The organism is Variovorax sp. J31P179, from assembly GCF_030316985.1.
GTDB classification, from domain to species: domain Bacteria; phylum Pseudomonadota; class Gammaproteobacteria; order Burkholderiales; family Burkholderiaceae_C; genus Variovorax; species Variovorax ginsengisoli_B.
This window is the reverse complement of sequence record NZ_JASZYL010000009.1, coordinates 120,410-141,490: the sequence shown is the minus strand read 5'-3', so window position 1 is coordinate 141,490 and position 21,081 is coordinate 120,410. Positions and strand designations below refer to the sequence as shown.

The 21,081-nt window shown below is 68.1% G+C and carries 19 protein-coding genes and 1 pseudogene; 8 read left to right on the top strand and 12 right to left on the bottom strand.

Going from position 1 to position 21,081, the window contains the following annotated elements:
• Positions 1–20: 20 nt before the first annotated feature.
• Positions 21–884, top strand: a complete 864-nt coding sequence (locus tag QTI17_RS23150) for a bile acid:sodium symporter family protein (RefSeq protein ID WP_286535914.1) — start codon at positions 21–23, stop codon at positions 882–884.
• 1 nt (position 885) lies between these two features.
• Here the strand turns inward: QTI17_RS23150 and QTI17_RS23145 are convergent, their stop codons facing one another.
• From QTI17_RS23145 to QTI17_RS23140, 3 genes and pseudogenes are all read right to left on the bottom strand, one after another.
• Entirely contained in the window at positions 886–1,644 is a 759-nt protein-coding gene (locus QTI17_RS23145; protein WP_286535912.1) for a methyltransferase, read from the bottom strand.
• A 44-nt stretch (positions 1,645–1,688) separates the two neighbouring features.
• Positions 1,689–1,904 (bottom strand): annotated as a pseudogene (locus QTI17_RS35240) (methyltransferase family protein); the annotation flags it as partial.
• On the bottom strand, positions 1,894–2,643 hold the full coding sequence (locus QTI17_RS23140) for a gamma-glutamylcyclotransferase (RefSeq protein WP_286535911.1): 750 nt from the start codon (positions 2,641–2,643) through the stop codon (positions 1,894–1,896). The pseudogene QTI17_RS35240 and the gene QTI17_RS23140, both read right to left, overlap by 11 nt.
• A 279-nt stretch (positions 2,644–2,922) precedes the next feature.
• Between QTI17_RS23140 and QTI17_RS23135 the strand changes: the two genes are divergently transcribed.
• The gene (locus QTI17_RS23135) at positions 2,923–3,711 is read left to right on the top strand and encodes a DUF2189 domain-containing protein (RefSeq protein WP_286535909.1); all 789 of its coding nucleotides are present in this window, start codon (positions 2,923–2,925) and stop codon (positions 3,709–3,711) included.
• A gap of 9 nt (positions 3,712–3,720) precedes the next feature.
• On the opposite strand, the gene QTI17_RS23130 is transcribed toward QTI17_RS23135, so the two are convergent.
• The 8 genes from QTI17_RS23130 to QTI17_RS23095 form a co-directional block, all read right to left on the bottom strand.
• A complete protein-coding gene (locus QTI17_RS23130) occupies positions 3,721–4,467 on the bottom strand; it encodes a FadR/GntR family transcriptional regulator (protein ID WP_286535907.1) in 747 nt (248 codons plus the stop codon).
• Between the two features lie 72 nt (positions 4,468–4,539).
• On the bottom strand, positions 4,540–6,060 hold the full coding sequence (gene arfA, locus QTI17_RS23125; RefSeq protein ID WP_286535905.1) for an arabinosylfuranosidase ArfA: 1,521 nt from the start codon (positions 6,058–6,060) through the stop codon (positions 4,540–4,542).
• Positions 6,061–6,100: 40 nt separating this feature from the next.
• A complete protein-coding gene (locus QTI17_RS23120; RefSeq protein ID WP_286535903.1) occupies positions 6,101–7,438 on the bottom strand; it encodes an extracellular solute-binding protein in 1,338 nt (445 codons plus the stop codon).
• A 20-nt stretch (positions 7,439–7,458) separates the two neighbouring features.
• Positions 7,459–8,799 (bottom strand): extracellular solute-binding protein, encoded by a 1,341-nt coding sequence (locus QTI17_RS23115; protein WP_286535901.1) that lies wholly within the window; start codon positions 8,797–8,799, stop codon positions 7,459–7,461.
• 35 nt (positions 8,800–8,834) lie between these two features.
• Positions 8,835–9,671 carry a carbohydrate ABC transporter permease gene (locus QTI17_RS23110; protein ID WP_286508086.1) on the bottom strand — a complete coding sequence of 279 codons (837 nt, stop codon included), beginning with the start codon at positions 9,669–9,671 and terminating at the stop codon, positions 8,835–8,837.
• Between the two features lies 1 nt (position 9,672).
• On the bottom strand, positions 9,673–10,599 hold the full coding sequence (locus tag QTI17_RS23105) for a carbohydrate ABC transporter permease (RefSeq protein ID WP_286535899.1): 927 nt from the start codon (positions 10,597–10,599) through the stop codon (positions 9,673–9,675).
• Positions 10,596–11,702 carry an ABC transporter ATP-binding protein gene (locus tag QTI17_RS23100; protein ID WP_286535897.1) on the bottom strand — a complete coding sequence of 369 codons (1,107 nt, stop codon included), beginning with the start codon at positions 11,700–11,702 and terminating at the stop codon, positions 10,596–10,598. Before QTI17_RS23100 ends, QTI17_RS23105 begins: the two co-directional genes overlap by 4 nt.
• Before the next feature lie 55 nt (positions 11,703–11,757).
• Positions 11,758–13,500 carry an IlvD/Edd family dehydratase gene (locus tag QTI17_RS23095; RefSeq protein WP_286535894.1) on the bottom strand — a complete coding sequence of 581 codons (1,743 nt, stop codon included), beginning with the start codon at positions 13,498–13,500 and terminating at the stop codon, positions 11,758–11,760.
• A 156-nt stretch (positions 13,501–13,656) separates the two neighbouring features.
• On the opposite strand from QTI17_RS23095, the gene QTI17_RS23090 reads away from it, so the two are divergent.
• The 6 genes from QTI17_RS23090 (at position 13,657) to QTI17_RS23065 (ending at position 20,257) form a co-directional block, all read left to right on the top strand.
• Entirely contained in the window at positions 13,657–14,418 is a 762-nt protein-coding gene (locus QTI17_RS23090) for an SDR family NAD(P)-dependent oxidoreductase (protein WP_286535892.1), read from the top strand.
• The gene (locus QTI17_RS23085; RefSeq protein ID WP_286535890.1) at positions 14,419–15,294 is read left to right on the top strand and encodes an SMP-30/gluconolactonase/LRE family protein; all 876 of its coding nucleotides are present in this window, start codon (positions 14,419–14,421) and stop codon (positions 15,292–15,294) included.
• Positions 15,291–16,391 (top strand): aldose epimerase family protein, encoded by a 1,101-nt coding sequence (locus tag QTI17_RS23080; RefSeq protein ID WP_286535888.1) that lies wholly within the window; start codon positions 15,291–15,293, stop codon positions 16,389–16,391. The genes QTI17_RS23085 and QTI17_RS23080 overlap by 4 nt, the downstream gene beginning before the upstream one ends.
• On the top strand, positions 16,388–17,317 hold the full coding sequence (locus QTI17_RS23075; protein WP_286535886.1) for a dihydrodipicolinate synthase family protein: 930 nt from the start codon (positions 16,388–16,390) through the stop codon (positions 17,315–17,317). Before QTI17_RS23080 ends, QTI17_RS23075 begins: the two co-directional genes overlap by 4 nt.
• A 15-nt stretch (positions 17,318–17,332) precedes the next feature.
• Positions 17,333–18,769 (top strand): aldehyde dehydrogenase family protein, encoded by a 1,437-nt coding sequence (locus QTI17_RS23070; RefSeq protein ID WP_286535884.1) that lies wholly within the window; start codon positions 17,333–17,335, stop codon positions 18,767–18,769.
• 135 nt (positions 18,770–18,904) lie between these two features.
• Complete coding sequence (locus QTI17_RS23065) at positions 18,905–20,257, top strand: MBL fold metallo-hydrolase (protein WP_286535883.1); 1,353 nt, start codon at positions 18,905–18,907, stop codon at positions 20,255–20,257.
• A 12-nt stretch (positions 20,258–20,269) separates the two neighbouring features.
• Here QTI17_RS23065 and QTI17_RS23060 read toward each other — a convergent pair whose 3' ends face one another.
• Entirely contained in the window at positions 20,270–21,046 is a 777-nt protein-coding gene (locus tag QTI17_RS23060) for a Rossmann-fold NAD(P)-binding domain-containing protein (protein WP_286535881.1), read from the bottom strand.
• Between the last annotated feature and the right edge of the window lie 35 nt (positions 21,047–21,081).

The window sequence follows — 21,081 nt, the reverse complement described above, 5'->3', positions numbered from 1 at the left end:
CGTTCGTATGCTGCACCGCCATGACCGCCCAGGAAATGATCATGCTCGCCGTGCAGGCGAGCATCGTGATCACCGTCTTCAGCTACGGCCTGGATGCCACGCTCGACGACGTGCTGTACGTGGTGCGCCGTCCCCGGTGCTTCCTGCGATCCTTCGCGGCGATGTTCCTGGTCATGCCGCTGCTGGCCGTCGGGCTCGACATGGCCTTCGACCTGCACCACGAGATCGAGGTCGCACTGGTGGCGCTGTCGCTGTCGCCGGTGCCGCCCTTGCTGATGAAGAAGCAGGGCAAGGCCGGTGGACGGGAGTCCTATGGCCTGGGCCTGCTGGTGACGATGGGCGTGCTGTCGGTCGTGATCACGCCGATCGGCATGATGCTCATGACCCAGGCCTTCGGCCGCCAGTTCCAGCTGCCCCTCGGCGCCATCGCGCTGGTGATCCTGAAGGCGGTGCTGCTGCCGCTGGCTGCCGGCATGGTGGTACGGGCCCTGCTGCCCCGGGTGGCCGCGCGCATCGCCCGCCCGGCCGCCGTCATCGGCACCGTCCTGCTGGTCGTTGTGGCGCTGCTGATCGTGTTCGCCAGCCGGCATGGGATCCTGCAGCTGATCGGCAACGGCACCCTCCTGGCGCTGATCGGCTTCATCGTCGTCGGGCTGGCCGTCGGCCACTGGCTCGGCGGCCCCGACGCGCGGGATCGCGTGGTGCTCGCGCTGTCGACCGCGTCGCGCCATCCGGGCATCGCGCTGGCGCTGGCGACCTTCAACTTTCCGCACGAGCCCGGCGTGACGGCGGCGATCCTGCTCTACCTGCTGGTCAACCTGCTGGTGTCGATGGTCTATGTGATCTGGCAGCGCAGGCGCCTCGGCCCGGCGGCGGCCGCCTGAGTCATCTGGAGCCCGCCTCGATGATCCACACCGGTGACGCGGTCTCGATGGCGCGCTCGAGAGCAAACCTCGCGCTCTCCAGCAGTTCGCTGAATTCGGTTTCGGTTCGCTCGCGCGCGGCACCGAACATGGCCATCATGTGCGTATCGACCAGGTACCCCGATGGCCGTCCGAGGGCCGGGTCGGGCTCGATGATCTGCTCCACGATCAGCAGGCGGGCGCCAGGGTTCATGGCGCTGCGGCAGTTGCGCAGGATTCGAATGCAGTCGTCGTCGCTCCAGTTGTGCAAGACCCGGATCAGGAGGTAGATGTCCGCGCCTTCGGGAACGCGATCGAAGAAGCTGCCGCCCCGGACTTCGATCCTTCCGTCCAATCGGGCATCGGGCGGTATGGCCGCCACGACATCGTCGCGGTCGAAGACCATCCCGCGCGGCCCGGGGAACCGTTCGAGTATTTGCCGCAACGCCTCCGCATTGCCGCCGCCGATGTCGACGATCAGCTTCGCACCGGAGAAGTCGTAGCTGACGGCCAGCGTCTGGTGCCTGCGGTCCGGAAAGTTGGCCATGAAGGCATCGAAGATGCGAGCCTCGGCGGGGTGCTCACGAAGATATTGGAAACGGTCCATGCCCCAGGCGGCTTGATTCGGATCGCCACCCGCCAGCGCGGAATCCAGGGCTCCCCATGCCTTCCACGACCCGGGTGCCGTCCAGAACCGGGCGCCATGGTGCAGGCTGTTCGGCTCGTCCGTGCGCAGCAGCATGGAGCGCGGAGAGTGCGCGACGCTGCGTCCGCGCCGACGCGAAAGACGCCGAATGCCGCAAGGGCCCGCAGGACCCGGAGCAGTGGCGTCGGAAGAACCGAACAGGCCGTGGCCAAATCGCTCACGTGGCGGCTGCCGTCCCTCGGAATCTTGTCGGCGAGCGCGAGGTCGGCGACCAGCCGGAGCATCCGGGACACCTGGAATCCTCGAATGAGAAGATCCAGCGCTTCTCGATCGCTCTCGGTTCCATCATGGGTCATGGCGGGCCTGCGCAGTGGGTTGGGCACTCTCCGCGAGTCGTCGTGCGACGATCTGCTGCAAGCGCCAGAGATTGGCGTCCCTGATGTCAAGGCGCTCCAGCTGGTCGATGGTCTGCAAGAGGTAGTCGGCACCCGATCCCCAGTGTCCCGCCGCCTTGCACAGGATGTCCGCGACTTGTTCCTGCGTCATGCCGCCCACGAAGTTCGGCCCATTGCGATCGGCGGCGAAAACGATGGCGCGCACGTCGATGCCGTTCGCCTTGGCGCTCACCCATCGCGGTGGAGTGTTCGGTGGCTTGACGGTCATTTCCCGTCGCCAAAGCTTGCGCAGGCTGGACCTGACCGAGGGCGCATCGATGCGCAGCAGTGCACCACGGCAGCTTCCTCCGGGCGTGAGCGACATCATCAAGCCCGGCTGGTCGGGGGTACCTCGAAAGCGAGTGAGCCGGATGCAGAACGATCGATGCCAGCCGGGCAGAACCGCGGCCACCTGCTCTGCGACATCGAAGGCCGGATTCCATAGCAGGGACCCGTACCCGAAGACCCAGACACCTTCGCCACGCCACGGGCCGCTTGCAAGAAAATCCTCCAGCGAGGCCTCGTAGTCGGCATCGCTGTGGACCACCATGCCCGGGGGCGGCCCGCAGTCCGCGACTTCGCGAGCGATTCGAGAGACCAACTCCGGGGTCAGACGGAGAGGCCTGAGCCGCCCGCCATCGGCCCCACGAAGGGAAGTCATTGGATGCTCCTGTTGGGGCAGTTGCCGCGCGATTCGGTGCCGCGCGCGGGAGGGCCGGAAGTCTTCGCTGCGCCACCTGAGCCCTGTGGATGCGATTGGGCTCCTTATCGGCTGTTGGCGCAATCCTCGCCGCAGTACAGCCAGCCCGGTATCGGCGCGTGGCACCGTGTCGCCTGAACCTTGATCGACGTCAAGCCGCCGGCGCTGGGCGCGACTATGCTGGCGGCAGCGCTGGCGCCGTGAGGTCTCCAGCGCGGGCTTCACGAAGGAGTGTGCGCCATGGAACACCCGCTCGGCAGTGAGTCTCTTGCGCCGTCAACGGCGGCACCCACCGTGCGCCGGGTCGGCGCGCTGCGGCCCTTCGCCTGGCTGCGCTCGGGGGCACGCGATCTGGCGTTCCTGCCGGGCTTGAGCCTCGGCATCGGCGTGCTGGTCGCAGTCGCGGGCCTGGCCCTGACCGCCGCGACCTGGGAGGCCACCTACCTGGCGCCGACGCTGCTCGGCGGCTTCTTGCTGGTGGCCCCCCTGGTCGCCATCCCCCTGTACGCACTGTCGCGCCAGCGGGAGCAGTCCGCCGCGCCCGACTCCGCATCGGCGCTTGGCGCCTGGCTCGGCAACGCCGGCTCGATCGCGCTGTTCGGGCTGCTGCTCACGCTGGCCTACTTCGCCTGGGAGCGCCTGGCAGCGATCGTCTTCGCACTGTTCTTCACCGAGCAGCTGCAGCACGCGCCGCAGCTGCCTGCGGCGCTGCTGCTGTCGGGCCAGTCGGTCGAACTCGTGGCGGCCTTCTTCGCGCTCGGCGCCGCTGTGGCCGCGATGGTGTTCGCGCTGGGGGTCGTCAGCGCGCCGCTGCTGGTGGACCGCCCCGTGGACGTGATCACCGCGGTGCTGACCAGCCTGCGCTGCTGCGCCCGCAATCCGCTCGCCATGGTGCTGTGGGCCGCGTTGATCGTCCTGCTGACGGCCCTCGGTTTTGCGACGCTCATGCTCGGGCTCATCGTCATCTTCCCGTGGCTGGCACACGCGAGCTGGCACGCCTACCGCGACATGGTGGACGGCGGCCGCTAGCGACCGGACTCACACCGGATCGAGGTCGGAATCCAAGATGCGCGAGATGTCCTCGCGCGTCTCCTCCAGCTGAACCAGCGTCGCCTGGCGCGCTCCCAACGGGTCCCGGTTGAGCAGGGCCGTGAGGATCGCCTTGTGCCGGGGCAGCGAAAGGGCGTGGGTGTCCGGCAGCTGGCTGCTGAGCTTGATCGACTCGCGCAGTGCCAGGGACAGCATGTTGCCGATGTAGGCCAGCAGGTCGTTGTTCGTGGCCTCGGCGATGTGGCGGTGGAAAGCGAGGTCGGGCTCCAGGAGTTCCTCCGGCGTCGTCGCGCGCTCCATGCCCTGGTACGCCTCCGCGATGGCCTTGAGCGAGTCCGGGCTCGCCACCTTGGCAGCCAGCGCCGCCGCCGCCGGTTCGAAGATGCGCCGCACCGTCAACAGCGTCTCGACGAATTCGGGTTGCGGCTTGGTCTGGATCATCCAGTACAGCACGTCGGGATCGAGCAGGTGCCAATGGCTGCGGGCACAGACGATCGCGCCGGCGCGCTGCTTCGAGACCACCAGGCCCTTGGCGACCAGCACCCGGGTCGCCTCGCGCAGCACGGGCCGGCTCACGTCGTAGGCCGCGCACAGGGAGGCTTCCAGGGGCAGCCTCTCCCCGGGCTTGTATTCGCCGGAAACGATCCGCAGGCCCAGGTCCCGCACGATCTGCGAGTGCATGCTCTTGCGATCGGGCGGCTGGCGATAGCCCGGATCTCGGTGCGAGGCTTTCATCTGCGAGGAAGTCCCATGGGAGGTTGCGGTCTGCACGGGATTGTCACATCCCGTCCGCGACGGCGAAAGCGATCAGGAGGGCTTGGCGTTCGACGTGACGATCAGGTTCCAGGAACCCGGCTTCAGGCGCGCCGTGATCCGGTGTCCATCGATCTCGACCGCCTCCAGGCGGCCCGGCGAGACGTTGTCGGGCGCTTCCTGGGTGTTGGTCGCCTTCATGTCCGCATGATGGAGCTGGAGCGCCTCCACCAGGCGCTGCCGGTCGCCCAGCCCGCGCAGCTCGATGCTGATTTCCTGCTCGTCGCTCAGGTGGCGGTTCAGCGCGAAGATCGCCGTCTGGCCCGTGCTGTCGTCGTGCACCACGCTGGCGCACAGGTACGGCACCTCGGGAAAGGTCTTGGCCTGGTAGGTCGGCGAATGGATCACCGGCCGCAGCACCCGGCCCCGGGCGTAGCGGGCGGCTTGCGCGAACGGATGGAAGATGGTCTGGCGCCAGGCCGGTCCACCCGGCTCGGTCATGATCGGGCCGATCACGTTCACCAGCTGCGCCATGCAGGCGGTCTTGACGCGGTCGGCGTTGTTCATCATCACGATCAGCGCGCCGCCGACGGCCAGCGCGTCCTCGTGGTTGTAGACCTCCTCGATCAGCCGCGGTGCCTGCGGCCAGCCGGGCTTGCGCCGGTCGTCCAGCGTGCGGGCCTTGTACCAGACGTTCCATTCGTCGAAGGACAGCATGATCCGCTTGTGCGAATGCTTGCGCGCCGCCACGCTGTCGGCGACCGCCGCGATCTCCTTGATGAACAGGTCCATCTGGTCGATGTTGCCGAGGAACTCGGCGGTCGATGCGTGCGGGTTCTCGAAGTAGGCATGCAGCGAGATGAAGTCCACGTCGTCGAAGCAGTGGTCCAGCACCGTGTCTTCCCACTGGCCGAAGGTCGCCATGTCGTGCTTGGACGAACCGCAGGCGGCCAGCACCACGCTCGGGTCGACCCAGCGCATGACCTTGGCGGTCTCGTGCGCGAGGCGGCCGTACTCGTCGGCCGTCTTGGCGCAGATCTGCCAGGGGCCGTCCATCTCGTTGCCCAGGCACCAGAACTTGATGTCGTGCGGCTTCTCGTGGCCGTGCTCCTTGCGCAACTCCGAGAGCGTGGTGCCGCCCGGGTGGTTGCAGTACTCCAGGAAATGCCGCGCCTCATCGGGCCCCCGGGTGCCGAGGTTGACGGCGAACATCGGCTCCACGCCGGCGTCGCGGCACCAGTCCATGAACTCGTTGGTGCCGAACTGGTTGGTCTCGGTCGACAGCCAGGCCAGGTCGAGCCGGGTCGGGCGCTGGTCCTTCGGGCCGACGCCGTCTTCCCAGTTGTAGCCCGACAGGAAATTGCCGCCGGGGTAGCGCACGATGGTCGTGCCCAGCTCCCGGGTCAGCGCCATCACGTCCTGGCGGAAGCCGCGCGCGTCGGCGCTCGGATGGCCGGGCTCGTAGATGCCGGTGTAGACGCAGCGGCCCATGTGCTCGACGAAGGTGCCGAACACGCGGCGGTCGAGTTCGGAGATGACGAAGTCGTTGTCGACGACCAGGCGGGTGGAGATCATGTTGGGGTAGGAATGAATGCGTGATGAATGGCGCGCGGCTTCAGCGCACCGCGTCGAGCAGCTTGTTGACGCGCGTCTCCGCGGCGTCCTGGGTTTCGCGGACGGTCTTCTTGCTGAGCTGCATGGTGACCAGTTCTTCGTTGATCGCCTGCTGAACCGCCGCCGCGCGCGGCACGTTGTGCGCCAGCCCGCGGCCGATGGTCGAGATCTCGGTGATCTTCCCGCGCATCGGCAGCGCCTTGAACTCGGCGCTGTCGTAGACCCGCTTGTTGGCTGGCAGGTGGCCGGTGCGCGACCACTCGAACTCGTTGTCCCAGAGGAACTTCATGAAGCTCAGCGCGGCCTTGCGGGTCTTCTCGTCCTTGGCTCCGCCCTTCAGCATGACCCAGGCATGGCCGTCGGCGAAGGTGGCCCGCTTGGCGAACAGCTGCGGGAACGGGATCACCAGATAGCCGTCGTGCGCCGGGGAATCGGCCTTCTCGGAGGCCGCCATGAAGTCGTCGATGCGCCAGGTGCCGGTCAGCGCCACGGCGGCGTCGCCCTTGAACCATGCCTGGTTGACGGCGCCGGAGTCGACGCCCTGCACCACCAGCCCCTCGGTGTACAGGGTGCGCATCAGCTCCAGGATGGCGGTCACGTCGGGCTGGTGCATGTCGATGCGCGGCTTGGCGCCCGGCGTGAACAGGTTGCCGTTCTGCTGGAACATCATCGAGAAGAAAGTCCAGGTGTTGGTCGGCACGCCGCCGGCGGTCGGCCAGGCGAAATAGGCCTTGCCGGTGGCCTGCTTGTACTTGCGCGCCTGGGCCAGCAGCTCGGCCGGCGACTTCGGAATCTGCACCGAGCCGTCGGCATTCACCAGGCCCGCCTGCTTGAGCAGATTGGTGTTGATGTGCCACAGCCACGACCAGGTGTCGAACGGAAGGCCGTAGGTCTTGTCGTTCATGGTCACGCCGGCACGCGCGGTATCGGTGAAATCGGCCGGGCTGATGCCGACCGATTTCAGGTCGGCGTCGATCGGCTCGATCAGCTTGCGGTTGACGTAGTCGCCGATCGACGACTGGTGCATCACCGCGATGGTCGGCACGTCGCGCGCCACGATCCGTGCCGTCAGCTGGTCGTAGTACGGCCCCCATTCGGCGATCTGCGGCTTGACGACGACGTTGTCCTTGTTGGTGGCGTTGAACTTGTTGACCAAGGTCGTGATGACGCCGCATTCGCCGCGCGCGGCCCGAACGTCGGTCGACTTGCCGAAGTCGGCCTCGCAGGCGCCGAAGAAGCGCGCCAGCGTGATCTCGGTCTTGTCCTGTGCCTGCACGGGCTGCAAGGTGGCCGCTGCGAGGGCCAGGACCGACGCGGTCTTGAGAAAGGTTCTGAGCATGGTGCTGTGCCGGTGGGCGCTCAACGCACGGAATCGAGCAGCTTGTTCACGCGCGATTCCGCGGCGTCCTGCGTCTCGGCCAGCGGCTTCTTGCTGACCATCATGTTGCCGATCTCCTGGTCCACCGCGATCTCGATCGCGCGCTGGCGCGGGATGCTGTGCGGCATGCCGCGGCCGGTCGACGACAGCTCGACGATGTTGCTGCGCATCGGCATGGCCTTGAAGGCGGCGCTGTCGAGCGCCGTCTTGTTGGCCGGCAGGTGGCCGGTGCGGGCCCATTCGCCGTCGTTGTCCCAGAGAAACTTCAGGAAGGTGAGCGCCGCCTTGCGCTGGGCTTCGTCCTTGGTGCCGCCCTTGAGCATCACCCAGGTGTGGCCGTCGGCGAACTCCGACTTGCGGTCGAGCAGCTTGGGGAAGGGGTACACCGCGTAGCCGTTGCTGAGCGCCGTGCCGGGCTTCTCGGCCTGGGCGACGAAGTCGTCGATCTTCCAGGTGCCGACCACCACCACGCCGGTCTCGCCGTTGACGAAGGCCTGGTTGGCCGCGCCGTAATCCAGCCCGGTCATGACCAGGCCCTCGCTGTACATCTGGTTCATCAGGGTCAGCGCCTTGGTCGCCTGCGGTGACTTCATGTCGAGCTGCGGCTTGGCGCCGCCCTTGAACAACTCGGCGCCGTTCTGCTGGTAGAACAGCGACAGGAAGGTGCGCATGTTGGGCGAGGTCGAGTTCACGGTGGTCCACGAGAAGTACGGCTTGCCCGTGGCTTCCTTGAACTTGCGCGCCTGCGCCAGCAATTCATCGGGCGTGGTCGGCATCACGGGCGTGCCGTCGGGCTTGGTGAGGCCGGCCTTCTTCATGAGGTTCAGGTTGAAGTGCCAGAGCCAGCCCCAGGTGTCGAAGGGCAGGGCATAGGTCTTGCCGCCGAACTGCGTGCCGGCCTTGGCATGGTCGCTGTACTGGGCGGTGTCGATGCCGGCCGCCTTGAAGCTGTCGTCCACCGGCTCGATCAGCTTGCGGCTGACGAAGTCGCCGAGCGACGATTCGTGCATCACGGCGATCGTCGGCACGTCGCGCGCCACGATCCGGGCCGTCAGCTGGTCGTAGTACGGACCCCATTCGACGATCTGCGGCTTGACGACGATGTTGTCCTTGTTGGTGGCGTTGAACTGGTTCACCAGGGTGGTGATCACGCCGCATTCGCCGCGCGCGGCCTTGACGTCGGTCGACTTGCCGTAGTCGGCCTCGCAGGAGCCGAAGAAGCGCGAGAGCGTGATCTCGGTCTTCGGCTGCGCCTGCACGGCGCCCGAGAAGGCGGCGCAGAGGCCGAGGCCGATGAGTGCGCGGGTGGCTGTCGTAGTCATTCGAGTCTGTCTCCTGGGGGTGGTGGTCTGGGGGGTCACTTCGCGGCCGTGCCGGACACGGCCGCGATGATGTATTTCTGGAAGAACAAGTAGAGGATGAACACCGGGAGCCCGGCGAACACGGCCTGCGACATCAGGTAGCCGATGCCTTCGGACTGCCCGAAATTCGATTGCGTCGAGGCCAGCCCGAGGGTCAGCGTGTACATGTCGGGCTTGGACGCCGAGATCAGCGGCCACAGGTAGTCGTTCCAGGCATGCAGGAAGGTGAAGATGCCGAGCGTGGCCTGGGCCGGGATCGACAGCGGCAGGATCACCTTGAAGAAGATCTTCAGGCGCGAGGCGTTGTCGAGCATCGCCGCCTCCTCGATGTCGCGCGGAATCGCCTTGAAGTACTGCGTCATCAGGTAGACGCCGAAGGGCGTCGCCAGCCGCGGCAGGATCAGCGCCGTGTAGGTGTTGTGCATCTCGAGGTCGGCGAACATCAGGTGCAGCGGCACGATGATGGCCTGCTCCGGCACCGTCAGGCCGGCGAGCACCGCGAAGAACAGCAGGTTCTTGCCGGGGAACTCGGTGCGGGCGAAGCCATAGCCCGCGAGCGAGGCCAGCACCAGCATCGCGAAGGTCTGCACCACCGAGACGATGACGCTGTTCATGGTCCAGCGGAACACCGACGAGGTGCCGATGATGTCGGTGTAGTTCTTCAGCGTGAAGGGCCCCGAGAAGATGACGTCGGTGCGCACGGTGAGGAACTCGTTCGGCTTGAACGAGAGCGCGAAGACCCACACCAGCGGCGCGATCCAGACCACGGCCAGCGCGATGACGGCGCCGAGGATCAGGCGGTTGCCGAGGCTCTTGCCTACGATGTTCTGCATGTCAGTAGCTCTCTTTGCGGCTGGAGATGTAGACCTGCACGGCCATCGCGATCAGCATGATGCCGAACAGCACCTGCGACGCGGCCGCCGCGGCGCCCAGCGTCCAGTGCTGGAAGCCGGCCTCGTAGATGAACTGCACGATCGGCCGCGAGCTGTTGTTCGGGCCGCCCTGGGTCAGCAGCTGGGCCTGGCCGAACAGCTGGAACTGCAGGATGACCTCGATCACCGCGACCAGCGCCACCGTGCGCCGGATCGCCGGCAGCGTGATGTGCCACAGGGTGCGCCAGCGGCTGGCGTTGTCGAGCGCGGCGGCTTCGTAGACCTCGCCCGGCACCTGCTGAAGGGCGGCGAGGAACAGCATCATCGGCAGGCCGATGATCCACCACACGGTGACGGCCGCGACCGTCGGCAGCGCCCAGGCCTCGGAGGTCAGCGGCGACAGGTCGGGCAGGCCGGTGGCATGCGTCAGGTTGGCCAGCAGGCCCTGGTGCGGCATCAGCACCAGCTTCCACACCAGCGTGACGATAGTGACCGACAGCACCGACGAGCCGAAGAAGATCGCCCGCAGCGCCGCGGCCGTGCGGCCGGGCCGGTTCAGGGCCAGCGCCAGGCCGAGGCCGAGGGCGACGAAGACCGGCGTCGACATCGCCACGAAGGCGAAGGTGTTGCGCACCGCGCCGCGGAAGATGTCGTCGTGCCAGAGGTCGCTGTAGTTCTTGAAGCCGACGAAGTCCGCCGTCTGCGACAGCATGTCCACGTCCTGCAGGCTCATGTAGATGCCCTTGAGCAAGGGCAGCACGAGCAGCAGCAGGTAGACCACCAGAAAGGGCACGATGAACAGCGCGTTGCTCCAGCGCGAGCCGTTGCGGGCCCCCGTGGCGCGGCGGCGGGCGGGCGCCGGGGTGGCGGCCGAAAGGGTCGCGCTCATGGGGCCCTCCGTGCCGCGGCGTGGTGGGCGGCACCCGAAGGGTCGAACAGGTGCACCGCCGCCGGGTCGAGGCGCAGGCCGATGACGTCGCCGGCCATGATCTCGCTGTCGCGCGCCGCATGCGCGACCACGGTGCCGCCCGAGCGCAGCGCGATGTGGGCATGGGTCTGGTCGCCGAGCCGCTCGACCACTTCGGCGGTGCCGACCAGCACGCCTGCGGCGTCGGCGCGCTCGATGGCCAGCGCTTCGGGGCGCACGCCCATCTCGAGGGTCGCGCCGGCCGGCAGCGAGCCCGCGTCGACCGAGGTCTGGACCAGCGTGCCGTCGGGCAGGCGCACGGCCGCGCGGCCATCCGCGCCGTCGGCCCGTGTCACGTCGATGAAGTTCATCGCCGGCGAGCCGATGAAGCCGGCCACGAAGCGCGAGGCCGGATGCCGGTAGATCTCCATCGGGCGGCCGATCTGTTCGATGCGGCCCTGGTTCATCACCACGATGCGGGTGGCCAGCGTCATGGCCTCGACCTGGTCGTGGGTCACGAACACCATGGTGGACTTGAGGCGCTGGTGCAGGCGGGCCAGTTCGATGCGGGTGCGGGCGCGCAGCGCGGCGTCGAGGTTCGACAGCGGTTCGTCGAACAGGAAGGCGGCCGGCTCCTTGACCACCGCCCGGCCGATGGCCACGCGCTGCCGCTGGCCGCCCGACATCTGGACCGGCTTGCGCTGCAGCAGCGGCACCAGCTCGAGCATGCGCGCGGCTTCCTGCACCCGGCGATCGATCTCGGACTCGGCCACGCCGACGTTGCGCAGGCCGAAGGCCATGTTGTCGTACACCGTCATGTGCGGGTAGAGCGCGTAGTGCTGGAACACCATCGCCACGTCGCGCGCACCGGGCGGCAGGTGAGTCACGTCCCGGTCGGCGATGCGGATCTCGCCTCCGGAAACCGGCTCCAGGCCGGCGATCATGCGCAGCAGGGTGGATTTCCCGCAGCCCGAAGGGCCGAGGAACACGAGGAACTCGCCCGGCTCCACGGCCAGTGCGAGGTTCCTGATCACATCGACGCTGCCGTAGCGCTTGTCGATGCCCGTGAGTGTGATGCCTGCCATGCTTGTCTCCAGTGTTCGGGTCTTGTGCGCCGGGTCCCGCGGGGCCCCGGCAGGTTCAGTGGGAATGGCGCGGCACGCCGGCGCCACGACGGCCCACGAGAAAATCGAAATCGCAGCCTTCGTCGGCCTGCATGACGTGTTCGACGTAGAGCTTCCGGTAGCCCGAGCCGTCGGCCGGGTCCGTCTGCTGCCCGGCGGCCCAGGTCGCGAGCCGGTCGGCCAGTTCGGCGTCGCTCACCTCGAGGTGCAGCCGGCCGGTGTCGGCATCGAGCTCGATCCAGTCGCCTTCGCGGACCACCGCCAGCGGGCCGCCGGCGCGGGCCTCGGGGGCGACGTGCAGAACCACCGTGCCGTAAGCGGTGCCGCTCATGCGCGCATCGGAGATGCGGACCATGTCGGTCACGCCCTGCGCCAGCAGCTTCGGCGGCAAGCCCATGTTGCCGACCTCGGCCATGCCCGGGTAGCCGCGCGGGCCGCAGTTCTTGAGCACCAGGATCGAGTCGGCGGTCACGTCGAGGTCGGGGTCGGCGATCCGCGCCTTGTAGTCGTCGAGGTTCTCGAAGACGACCGCGCGGCCCCGGTGCCGCAGCAGGCGCGCGGTGGCGGCCGAGGGCTTGAGCACCGCGCCGCGCGGCGCCAGGTTGCCGCGCAGGATGCGGATGCTGCCGTCGGGGACCAGGGGCGTGTCCCAGTCTCGGATGACCTCGGGGTTGTAGGAGGGGGCGTCCTTGACGTTGTCCCAGAGCGACTGTCCGTTGGCGGTGAGCGCATCGGGATGCGGCAGGCGGCCGGCCTCGCCCAGGCGGCGCAGCACGGCCGGCAGGCCGCCCGCGTAGTAGAAGTCCTCCATCAGGAAGCGGCCCGATGGCATCAGGTCCACCAGCGTGGGCGTGCCCTGGCCGACGGCCGTCCAGTCGTCGAGCGCGAGTTCGACGCCGATGCGCCCGGCGATCGCCTTCAGGTGGATCACGGCGTTGGTCGAGCCGCCGATGGCGGCGTTGGTGCGGATCGCGTTCTCGAACGCCTGGCGTGTCAGCAGCTTCGACAGCCGCAGGTCCTCGCGCACCATCTCGACGATCCGGATGCCGCTCATGTGGGCCAGCACGTAGCGCCTGGAATCGACCGCCGGGATGGCCGCGTTGTGCGGCAGCGTGACGCCCAGCGCCTCGGCCATGCAGGCCATGGTCGAGGCCGTGCCCATGGTGTTGCAGGTGCCGGCCGAACGCGACATGCCGGCCTCGGCCGACATGAACTCGTGCAGGGTGATGGTCCCGGCCTTGACCTGCTCGGAGAGCTGCCAGACCACCGTGCCCGAGCCGATGTCCCGGCCCTGGTGCTTGCCGTTGAGCATCGGGCCGCCGCTGACCGCGATGGCCGGCACATCGACGCTGGCTGCACCCATCAGCAGGGCCGGCGTGGTCTTGTCGCAGCCGACCAGCAGCACGACGCCATCGATCGGATTGCCGCGGATGGATTCCTCGACGTCGATGCTCGCGAGGTTGCGGGTGAACATCGCGGTGGGGCGCAGGTTCGATTCGCCGTTCGAGAACACCGGGAACTCGACCGGAAAGCCGCCCGCTTCGATGATCCCGCGCCGCACGTGCTCGGCGAGCTTGCGGAAGTGGGCGTTGCAGGGCGTCAGCTCCGACCAGGTGTTGCAGATCCCGATCACCGGCTTGCCCTGGAATTCATGGTCGGGGATGCCCTGGTTCTTCATCCAGCTGCGGTACATGAATCCGTTCTTGTCGGCGGTCCCGAACCATTCGGCGGACCTGAGCTTGACGGGCGACTTCGACATGAAAGCTTTCGTGGGGATTGAACGAAGTCGCAAATATAGTAAGACTATTTAAGCGATCTTCCTCGGGGAAACCCCTAGATTTAGCCATTTTCTTGTCATTAAGTATGACTACATAATCACCCGACCGAAGCTTTCCCCGCCTTCGCGGGCATCACCATGACCGCCTTTGCCCACTATCCGAGCCTGGCCGACCGCACTGTCCTGATCACGGGCGGTGCGACCGGCATCGGCGCCACCCTCGTCGAACAGTTCGCGGCGCAAGGCGCCAGGGTCGGCTTCATCGACATCGACACCGCGGGCGCCACGCTGGCCGAAGGCCTGGCCGGTGCCCGGCACGCGCCGCTCTTCGTCGCCGCCGACCTGACCGATGTAGCCGCACTGGAAGCCGCCATCGAGGCCGTGCGACGGCGCCACGGCCCGATCGCCGTGCTGCTCAACAACGCCGCCAACGATCGCCGCCACCGCATCGAGGACACCACGCCCGAGTCCTGGGATGCCGGCATCGCGGTCAATCTGCGGCACCAGTTCTTCGCCGCCCGCAGCGCGGCGCAGGACATGCGCCAGCTCGGCGGCGGCTCGATCGTCAACTTCGGCTCGATCAGCTGGAAGCTCAAGCAGGGCGGGATGCCGGTCTACACGACCGCCAAGGCGGCGGTGCAGGGCCTCACGCGCAGCCTGGCGCGCGATCTCGGTGCCTTCAACATCCGGGTCAACACGCTGGTGCCGGGCTGGGTGATGACGGAAAAGCAGCTGAAGCTGTGGGTCGACGATGCGGCACGCGCCGAGATCGCGCGCGGCCAGTGCATCAATCAGCCGCTGCTGGCCGAGCACATCGCGCGGATGGCCTTGTTTCTTGCGGCCGACGACAGCACCATGTGCACGGCCCAGGACTTCGTGGTTGATGGAGGATGGACCTGAATGAAGGCGCAGTTGCTCGTCGATGCCCGGGCCCGGCTGGGCGAATGCCCGCTGTGGTGCGAGCGCACGGGCGCGCTCTACTGGACCGACATCGAGGGCGCCACGCTGCACCGCTGGGAAGCCTCGCAGGGGCGGCAACGGCAATGGACCCTGCCTGAGCGCCTCGGCAGCTTCGCCCTGTGCGAGGGTGGCTCGCAGCTGCTGCTGGGGCTGGCCTCGGGCATCGCGCTGTTCGACCTGGTGCACGAGACGCTGTCGCCGATTGTGCCGGTCGACGCCGCGCAGCCCGAGACCCGCATCAACGATGGCCGCTGCGACCGCCAGGGACGGTTCGTGTTCGGCATGTTCAACCCGGCGGAGGCGCCGGTCGGGCACTTCTATCGGGTTCATCCCGACCTGCGGGTCGAGCGCCTGGCGCTGCCGCCGGCGGGTGTCGGCAACAGCATCGCCTTCAGCCCGGACGGCCGCACGATGTACTACACCGATTCGCCGACGCGGACGATCTTCAGCGTCGACTACGGGGCCGATGGCCGCGTCGGGACGCCCCGGGTCTTCGTCCGGCTGCGCGAGAGCGATGGCTTCGCCGACGGCTCGGCCGTGGACGCCGACGGCGGCCTCTGGAATGCGCAGTGGCGCGGCGCCTGCGTGGTGCGCTGGGACGCCGCGGGCCGCGAGTCGGCCCGGTTCGAAGTCCCCGCGTCGCAGGTGACCTGCCCGGCCTTCGGCGGCGCGGCCCTCGACCAGCTCTACCTGACCACCGCACGGGCCGGCCTCTCGGCCGCAGACTTGCAGGCGCAGCCCGAGGCTGGCGGCGTCTTCGTCCTGCAACCGGGTTGGCGCGGCCTGCCGGAATCGCGCTTCGCGGGGGCGCCGTGAACGGGGCGCCGCGGATCACCCGCCGTGATTTCGGCAGCTTGTCCGATGGCCGCGGGGTCTCCGAGTACACCCTCGACAACGGCGCGGGCCTGTCGCTGAGCGCCATCAACCTGGGCGGCATCGTGACCGCGCTGCGCGTGCCGGACCGCCACGGCACGGCGGAGAGCGTCGTGCTGGGCCTCGCATCGCTCGCGGACTACGAGGCGCGCAACCCGCACTTCGGGACCATCGTCGGCCGCCATGCCAATCGCATCGCCCAGGGCCGGTTCTCGATCGACGGCGAACAGTTCCAGCTGGCGCTCGACGCTGGCAGCCCGCACGCGCTGCATGGCGGGCCCGGTGGCTTCGGCCGCTGCTGGTGGGACATCGAGCCGCTGCCCCTCGCGGGCGACGGCAGCGTGGCGATCGCGCTCACGCGCGTGAGCGCCGACGGGGAGCAGGGCTACCCCGGGCGGGCGGAGATCCGCGTGCGCTACACGCTCACCGCGCGCAACGAATACCGCATCGACTACGAGGCCCGCAGCGACCGCGCGACGATCGTCAACCTCACGCACCACGACTATTTCAACCTGGCGGGCGGCGGCAGCATCCTCGGCCATCGGCTCACGATCGCGGCCAGCCGCTATTGCCCGGTCGACGAGGGGCTGATCCCGGAGGGCATTGCCGGGGTGGCCGGAACCCCCTTCGATTTCCGCTCGGCGACGACCATCGGCGAGCGCATCCGCGACGCACATCCCCAGCTGCTTCGCGCGCGCGGGTACGACCACAACTGGGTGCTGGACCCGGCCGACACGCCCGGCCTGCGCTTCGCCGCCCGCCTGGCCGACCCGGTGTCGGGCCGCGTCATGGACATCGAGACCACCGAGCCCGGCCTGCAGTTCTATTCAGGCAACTTCCTGGACGGCAGCCTGCTGGGCGCGAACGGGCAGGCCATCCGGCAGGGCGACGGCCTGTGCCTGGAGACCCAACACTTCCCGGACGCACCGAACCAACCCGGCTTTCCCTCGACCTTGTTGCGGCCGGGGGAGATCCATTCGAGCACGACGGTGCACCGCTTCGGGCTGTGCGCCCCCCATCCCACCGAGAGAACACCATGACTGCAACCAAACCTCCCCGTTACCAAGGCCTGTTTCCGGTCGTCCCGACCCCCTTCACCGACACCGGCGAGCTGGACCTCGAGAGCCAGAAGCGCTGCGTCGACTTCATGATCGATGCCGGTTCCAACGGCCTGTGCATCCTGGCCAACTTCTCGGAGCAGTTCCTGCTTGCGGACGACGAGCGCGAAGTGTTGACGCGCACGATCCTCGAGCACGTGGCCGGACGCGTGCCCGTGATCGTGACCACCACGCACTTCAGCACCCGGGTCTGCGCCGAGCGCAGCCAGCGCGCGCAGGCCATGGGCGCATCAATGCTGATGGTCATGCCGCCCTACCACGGCGCGACCTTCCGGGTCGGCGAGCCGCAGATCCACGAGTTCTATCAACGGCTCTCCGATGCCGTGACGATTCCGATCATGATCCAGGACGCGCCGGCGGCTGGCACGCCGCTGTCGCCGGCCTTCCTGGCGCGGATGGCCAAGGAGATCGAGAACGTGGCCTATTTCAAGATCGAGACCGCGGGCGCCGCGGCCAAGCTGCGCGAACTGATCCGCCTCGGCGGCGATGCGATCGAAGGGCCCTGGGATGGCGAGGAAGCGATCACGCTGGTGCCCGATCTCGATGCCGGTGCGACCGGCGCCATGACCGGCGGCGGCTTTCCGGACGGCATCCGCCCGATCCTCGACGCCTGGCGCGAAGGCCGGCGCGACGAGGCGATCGCGGGCTACGAGCGCTGGCTGCCGCTCATCAACATCGAGAACCGCCAGTGCGGTCCGCTGGCCGCCAAGTCGCTCATGAAGGAAGGCGGCGTGATTGCCTGCGAGGCGCCGCGGCATCCCTTCCCGGCGATCCAGCCGGCTGCCCGCAAGCTGCTGATCGAGACCGCGCGCCGGCTCGACGCGCAGGTCCTGCGCTGGGCGCGCTGAGCAAAGGAACGGATCATGCAGAACTTCGACAACCTCATCAATGGCGAATGGCGCGCGGCCGCCAGCTACAGCCCGAACGTCAATCCGAGCAATCTCGGCGACGTGCTGGGCCAGTACGCGCAAGGCGACGCGGCCCAGGTCGACGCCGCGGTCGCGGCCGCCACCGCCGCCTTTCCGGCCTGGTCGACCGGCGGCATCCAGGCGCGCTCCGAGGCGCTGGACAAGATCGGCAACGAGATCCTGGCGCGCAAGGAAGAGCTCGGCACGCTGCTGGCGCGCGAAGAGGGCAAGACCAAGGCCGAAGGCATCGGCGAAGCGACCCGCGCCGCGCAGATCTTCAAGTTCTTCGCCGGCGAATGCCTGCGCCTGTCGGGCGAGGTGCTGCCGTCGGTGCGGCCCGGCATCGGCATCGAGATCACGCGCGAGCCGGTGGGCGTGGTCGGCCTGATCACGCCATGGAATTTCCCGATCGCCATCCCGGCCTGGAAGATCGCCCCGGCGCTGGCCTTCGGCAACTGCGTGGTCATGAAGCCGGCCGACCTGGTGCCGGGCTGCGCCTGGGCGCTGGCCGAGATCATCAGCCGCTCGGGCATTGCGCCGGGCGTGTTCAACCTGGTGATGGGCCGCGGCAGCGTGATCGGCGATGCGCTGGTCAACCACCCGGGCATCCACGCGATCAGCTTCACCGGCTCGGTCGGCGTGGGCCGCAACATCGCGGTGCAGTGCGCGACCAACCACAAGAAGGTGCAGCTCGAGATGGGCGGCAAGAACCCGCAGGTGGTGCTGGACGACGCCGACCTGAACCAGGCGGTGGAGCTCAGCGTGCAGAGCGCCTTCTATTCGACCGGCCAGCGCTGCACGGCGTCGAGCCGGCTGATCGTGACCGAAGGCATCTATCCGAAGTTCATCGAGGCGATGAAGGCGCGGATGGCGAAGATCAAGGTCGGCGATGCGCTGGCGCAGGGCACCGACATCGGGCCGGTGTCGTCGAAGTCGCAGCTCGACCAGGACCTGGAGTACATCGCGATCGGCAAGGGCGAGGGCGCCACGCTGGCCGCGGGCGGCGAGCGGTTGAAGCTCGACACCGACGGCTACTACATGTCGCCGGCGCTGTTCAGCGAGTCGGCGGCGTCGATGCGCATCAACAAGGAAGAGATCTTCGGGCCGGTGGCGAGCGTGATCCGGGTGAAGAACTACGAGGAGGCGCTGGCGACGGCCAACGACACCGAGTTCGGCCTGTCGGCGGGCATCGCCACCACATCGCTGAAGCACGCGACGCACTTCAAGCGCCACAGCCAGGCGGGCATGGTGATGGTCAACCTGCCGACGGCGGGGGTGGACTACCACGTGCCCTTCGGCGGGCGCAAGGGGTCGAGCTACGGGCCGCGCGAGCAGGGCAGGTATGCGCAGGAGTTCTTCACTGTGGTGAAGACGGCGTATACGCTCTCCTGAGACCTTGCGGGACAGACCAAGAAACTGCGTAGCAGTTTTTGCTCTGTCCTCAACTGATTAGATTCGGCCCACCCCACAGCGTCGTTCCTTGATCAACATCAACCCGATCCCCCCGCCGAGTGCGAAGCTGCGGCGATGCGCATCCAGTTCTTCGGCGGCACGGGCACAGTCACCGGTTCCAAGTACCTGCTCGAGCACGAGGGACGGCGCCTGCTTGTGGATTGCGGGCTTTTCCAGGGCGTCAAGCAATTGCGCCTGCGCAATTGGCATCCCTTGCCGACCAACGCCGCGGACATCGACGCGGTGCTGCTGACGCATGCGCACATCGACCACAGCGGGTTCGTTCCGCGGCTCGTCAACCTGGGCTTCAAGGGCCCGGTCTACTGCACCGAGGCCACGCTCGAGTTGTGCAAGCTGCTGTTGCCGGATTCGGCCCGGCTGCAGGAGGAGGAGGCCGATTTCGCCAACCGCCACGGCCACTCCAGGCACCAGCCCGCATTGCCGCTCTACACCGAAGGGGATGCCCGCGATGCACTGAAGCGCTTCGAGGTCGTGCCCTTCGGCGAGGAGCAAGTCCCATGGCCGGGTTGGTCGTTGCGGCTGACGCGTGCCGGCCACATCCTCGGCGCGGCCAGCCTGCGTGTCGGCTGGACGGGCGGAAGCATTCTCTTCTCGGGTGACCTGGGCCGCAGCGACGATCTCCTCATGCGGCCGCCGGAGCCGCCCCCGCCGGCCGACTACGTCGTCGTCGAATCCACCTATGGCGATCGGCTGCACCGCGACGTCGACACCTTGTCGGCCCTTGCCGCCGTCGTGAACCGCACCGCGGCGCGCGGCGGCATCGTGGTGATCCCGGCTTTTGCGGTGGGCCGCGCGCAGACGCTCCTGCATGCCGTCCATCTGCTCAAGCAGGCCCGGCGGATTCCCGACATGCCGGTCTACCTCGACAGCCCGATGGCGGCCGATGTCACGCGCATCTATCGTCACCATGGCGACGAGCACCTGCTGGGCACCGAGCAATGCGCGGCGATGAGCGGGGAGGCCACGGTCGTCAACACCATCGAGGAGTCGAAGCGGCTCGATGCGCTGACCTATCCGTCCATCATCGTGTCTGCGAGCGGCATGGCCACCGGCGGGCGCGTGCTTCATCACATCAAGACCTACGCACCCGAGGCGAGGAACACGATCCTGTTCGCCGGCTTCCAGGCGGCCGGAACGCGCGGCGCGACGCTCGTCGGAGGCGCGAAGGAGGTGAAGATCCACGGCGCCTACGTGCCGGTGCGGGCCGAGGTCGCCGTGCTCGACACCTTGTCCGCACACGCCGACCGCGTCCAGCTCCTGGCCTGGCTGGACGCACTGCCGGTGCCGAGACGGGTCTTCGTGACCCACGGTGAACCGGTGGCTGCGGATTCGCTGCGGCTGGCGATCGAAGAGCAGCACGGCTGGCCGGTGACGGTGCCGGACTATCTCGAGAGCTTCGAGCTCTGACACCCTCGCCGCTCACCCTCGGGGAATCGTGTCGAGCAGCACCGTCTGGATCACGCATCGGTGGTTCGCCGATCGGCGAGCCTCCTCGATCGGACGGCCCTCGGCATGCAGCGACCAAGTCGACGGGCGCGTCGCGTCGACCACGTAGGCCGCGTCGTTCGACGCCCCATGCCCCGCTTCGGCGACCTGCAGCGCAAAGCCGAGTTCCCGCGCCGCGGCGAGGAAGATGCTGCCGCGCGGCGTGCGTGGGTCGCCGAGGAAGACGATGCGCGTCTTCACCGCTTGCGGCGATGCGAGGTCGCAGAGTGTCAGAAGGTCGGCGATCACGCGGGCCGGGTGGTCGTCCAGCCCCAGGCCGGCGTAGACGGGAACCCCGGCCTCTCTTTCGATCCGCCGAACCGTCGGCAACGGGAGCGCGTCGCAGTCGATGGCGTCGTACATGCGCCCCAGAAGCCGCGCCAGGGCCCCGATGTCCACCTGGCTGGAGGCGTCGGTCTCGAAGGGGACTTCGGCGACGCGGGCGCCCAGCTCCCGGGCTGCGCGATGGAGTGGCGACACCTCGCGCCCCGAGGGCCTCGCGAGCAGCAAGGCCAGGTTCTTGCCGCGCAAGGCGCTGCCACTGGCCCCCGCATCCGAATCCGCCCGCAGGCGCCGGGCCGCTGCAAAGAGGGCGACGATCTTCGCGGCCGCCAGCGGTTCATCGGGTTGCCAGCTACTGGCATGAGAGGAGGAAGGCTTCACGGTTGCAACGGTATGGCTTTTGCGATTTGCGCACTTGATGGCGGTCAACAAAGCGGGGCCTCGGTCGTCGTTACCGATCTGAC

Coding starts and splice junctions, on each gene's coding strand:
- arfA (WP_286535905.1), bottom strand. CDS start 6,060: ATGATCTCCACCCGCCTGGTCGTCGACAACGACTTCGTCATCTCCGAA.
- QTI17_RS23140 (WP_286535911.1), bottom strand. CDS start 2,643: ATGACTTCCCTTCGTGGGGCCGATGGCGGGCGGCTCAGGCCTCTCCGT.
- QTI17_RS23065 (WP_286535883.1), top strand. CDS start 18,905: ATGCGCATCCAGTTCTTCGGCGGCACGGGCACAGTCACCGGTTCCAAG.
- QTI17_RS23110 (WP_286508086.1), bottom strand. CDS start 9,671: ATGCAGAACATCGTAGGCAAGAGCCTCGGCAACCGCCTGATCCTCGGC.
- QTI17_RS23145 (WP_286535912.1), bottom strand. CDS start 1,644: ATGCTGCTGCGCACGGACGAGCCGAACAGCCTGCACCATGGCGCCCGG.
- QTI17_RS23090 (WP_286535892.1), top strand. CDS start 13,657: ATGACCGCCTTTGCCCACTATCCGAGCCTGGCCGACCGCACTGTCCTG.
- QTI17_RS23105 (WP_286535899.1), bottom strand. CDS start 10,599: ATGAGCGCGACCCTTTCGGCCGCCACCCCGGCGCCCGCCCGCCGCCGC.
- QTI17_RS23070 (WP_286535884.1), top strand. CDS start 17,333: ATGCAGAACTTCGACAACCTCATCAATGGCGAATGGCGCGCGGCCGCC.
- QTI17_RS23115 (WP_286535901.1), bottom strand. CDS start 8,799: ATGACTACGACAGCCACCCGCGCACTCATCGGCCTCGGCCTCTGCGCC.
- QTI17_RS23135 (WP_286535909.1), top strand. CDS start 2,923: ATGGAACACCCGCTCGGCAGTGAGTCTCTTGCGCCGTCAACGGCGGCA.
- QTI17_RS23130 (WP_286535907.1), bottom strand. CDS start 4,467: ATGAAAGCCTCGCACCGAGATCCGGGCTATCGCCAGCCGCCCGATCGC.
- QTI17_RS23150 (WP_286535914.1), top strand. CDS start 21: ATGACCGCCCAGGAAATGATCATGCTCGCCGTGCAGGCGAGCATCGTG.
- QTI17_RS23100 (WP_286535897.1), bottom strand. CDS start 11,702: ATGGCAGGCATCACACTCACGGGCATCGACAAGCGCTACGGCAGCGTC.
- QTI17_RS23085 (WP_286535890.1), top strand. CDS start 14,419: ATGAAGGCGCAGTTGCTCGTCGATGCCCGGGCCCGGCTGGGCGAATGC.
- QTI17_RS23120 (WP_286535903.1), bottom strand. CDS start 7,438: ATGCTCAGAACCTTTCTCAAGACCGCGTCGGTCCTGGCCCTCGCAGCG.
- QTI17_RS23095 (WP_286535894.1), bottom strand. CDS start 13,500: ATGTCGAAGTCGCCCGTCAAGCTCAGGTCCGCCGAATGGTTCGGGACC.
- QTI17_RS23075 (WP_286535886.1), top strand. CDS start 16,388: ATGACTGCAACCAAACCTCCCCGTTACCAAGGCCTGTTTCCGGTCGTC.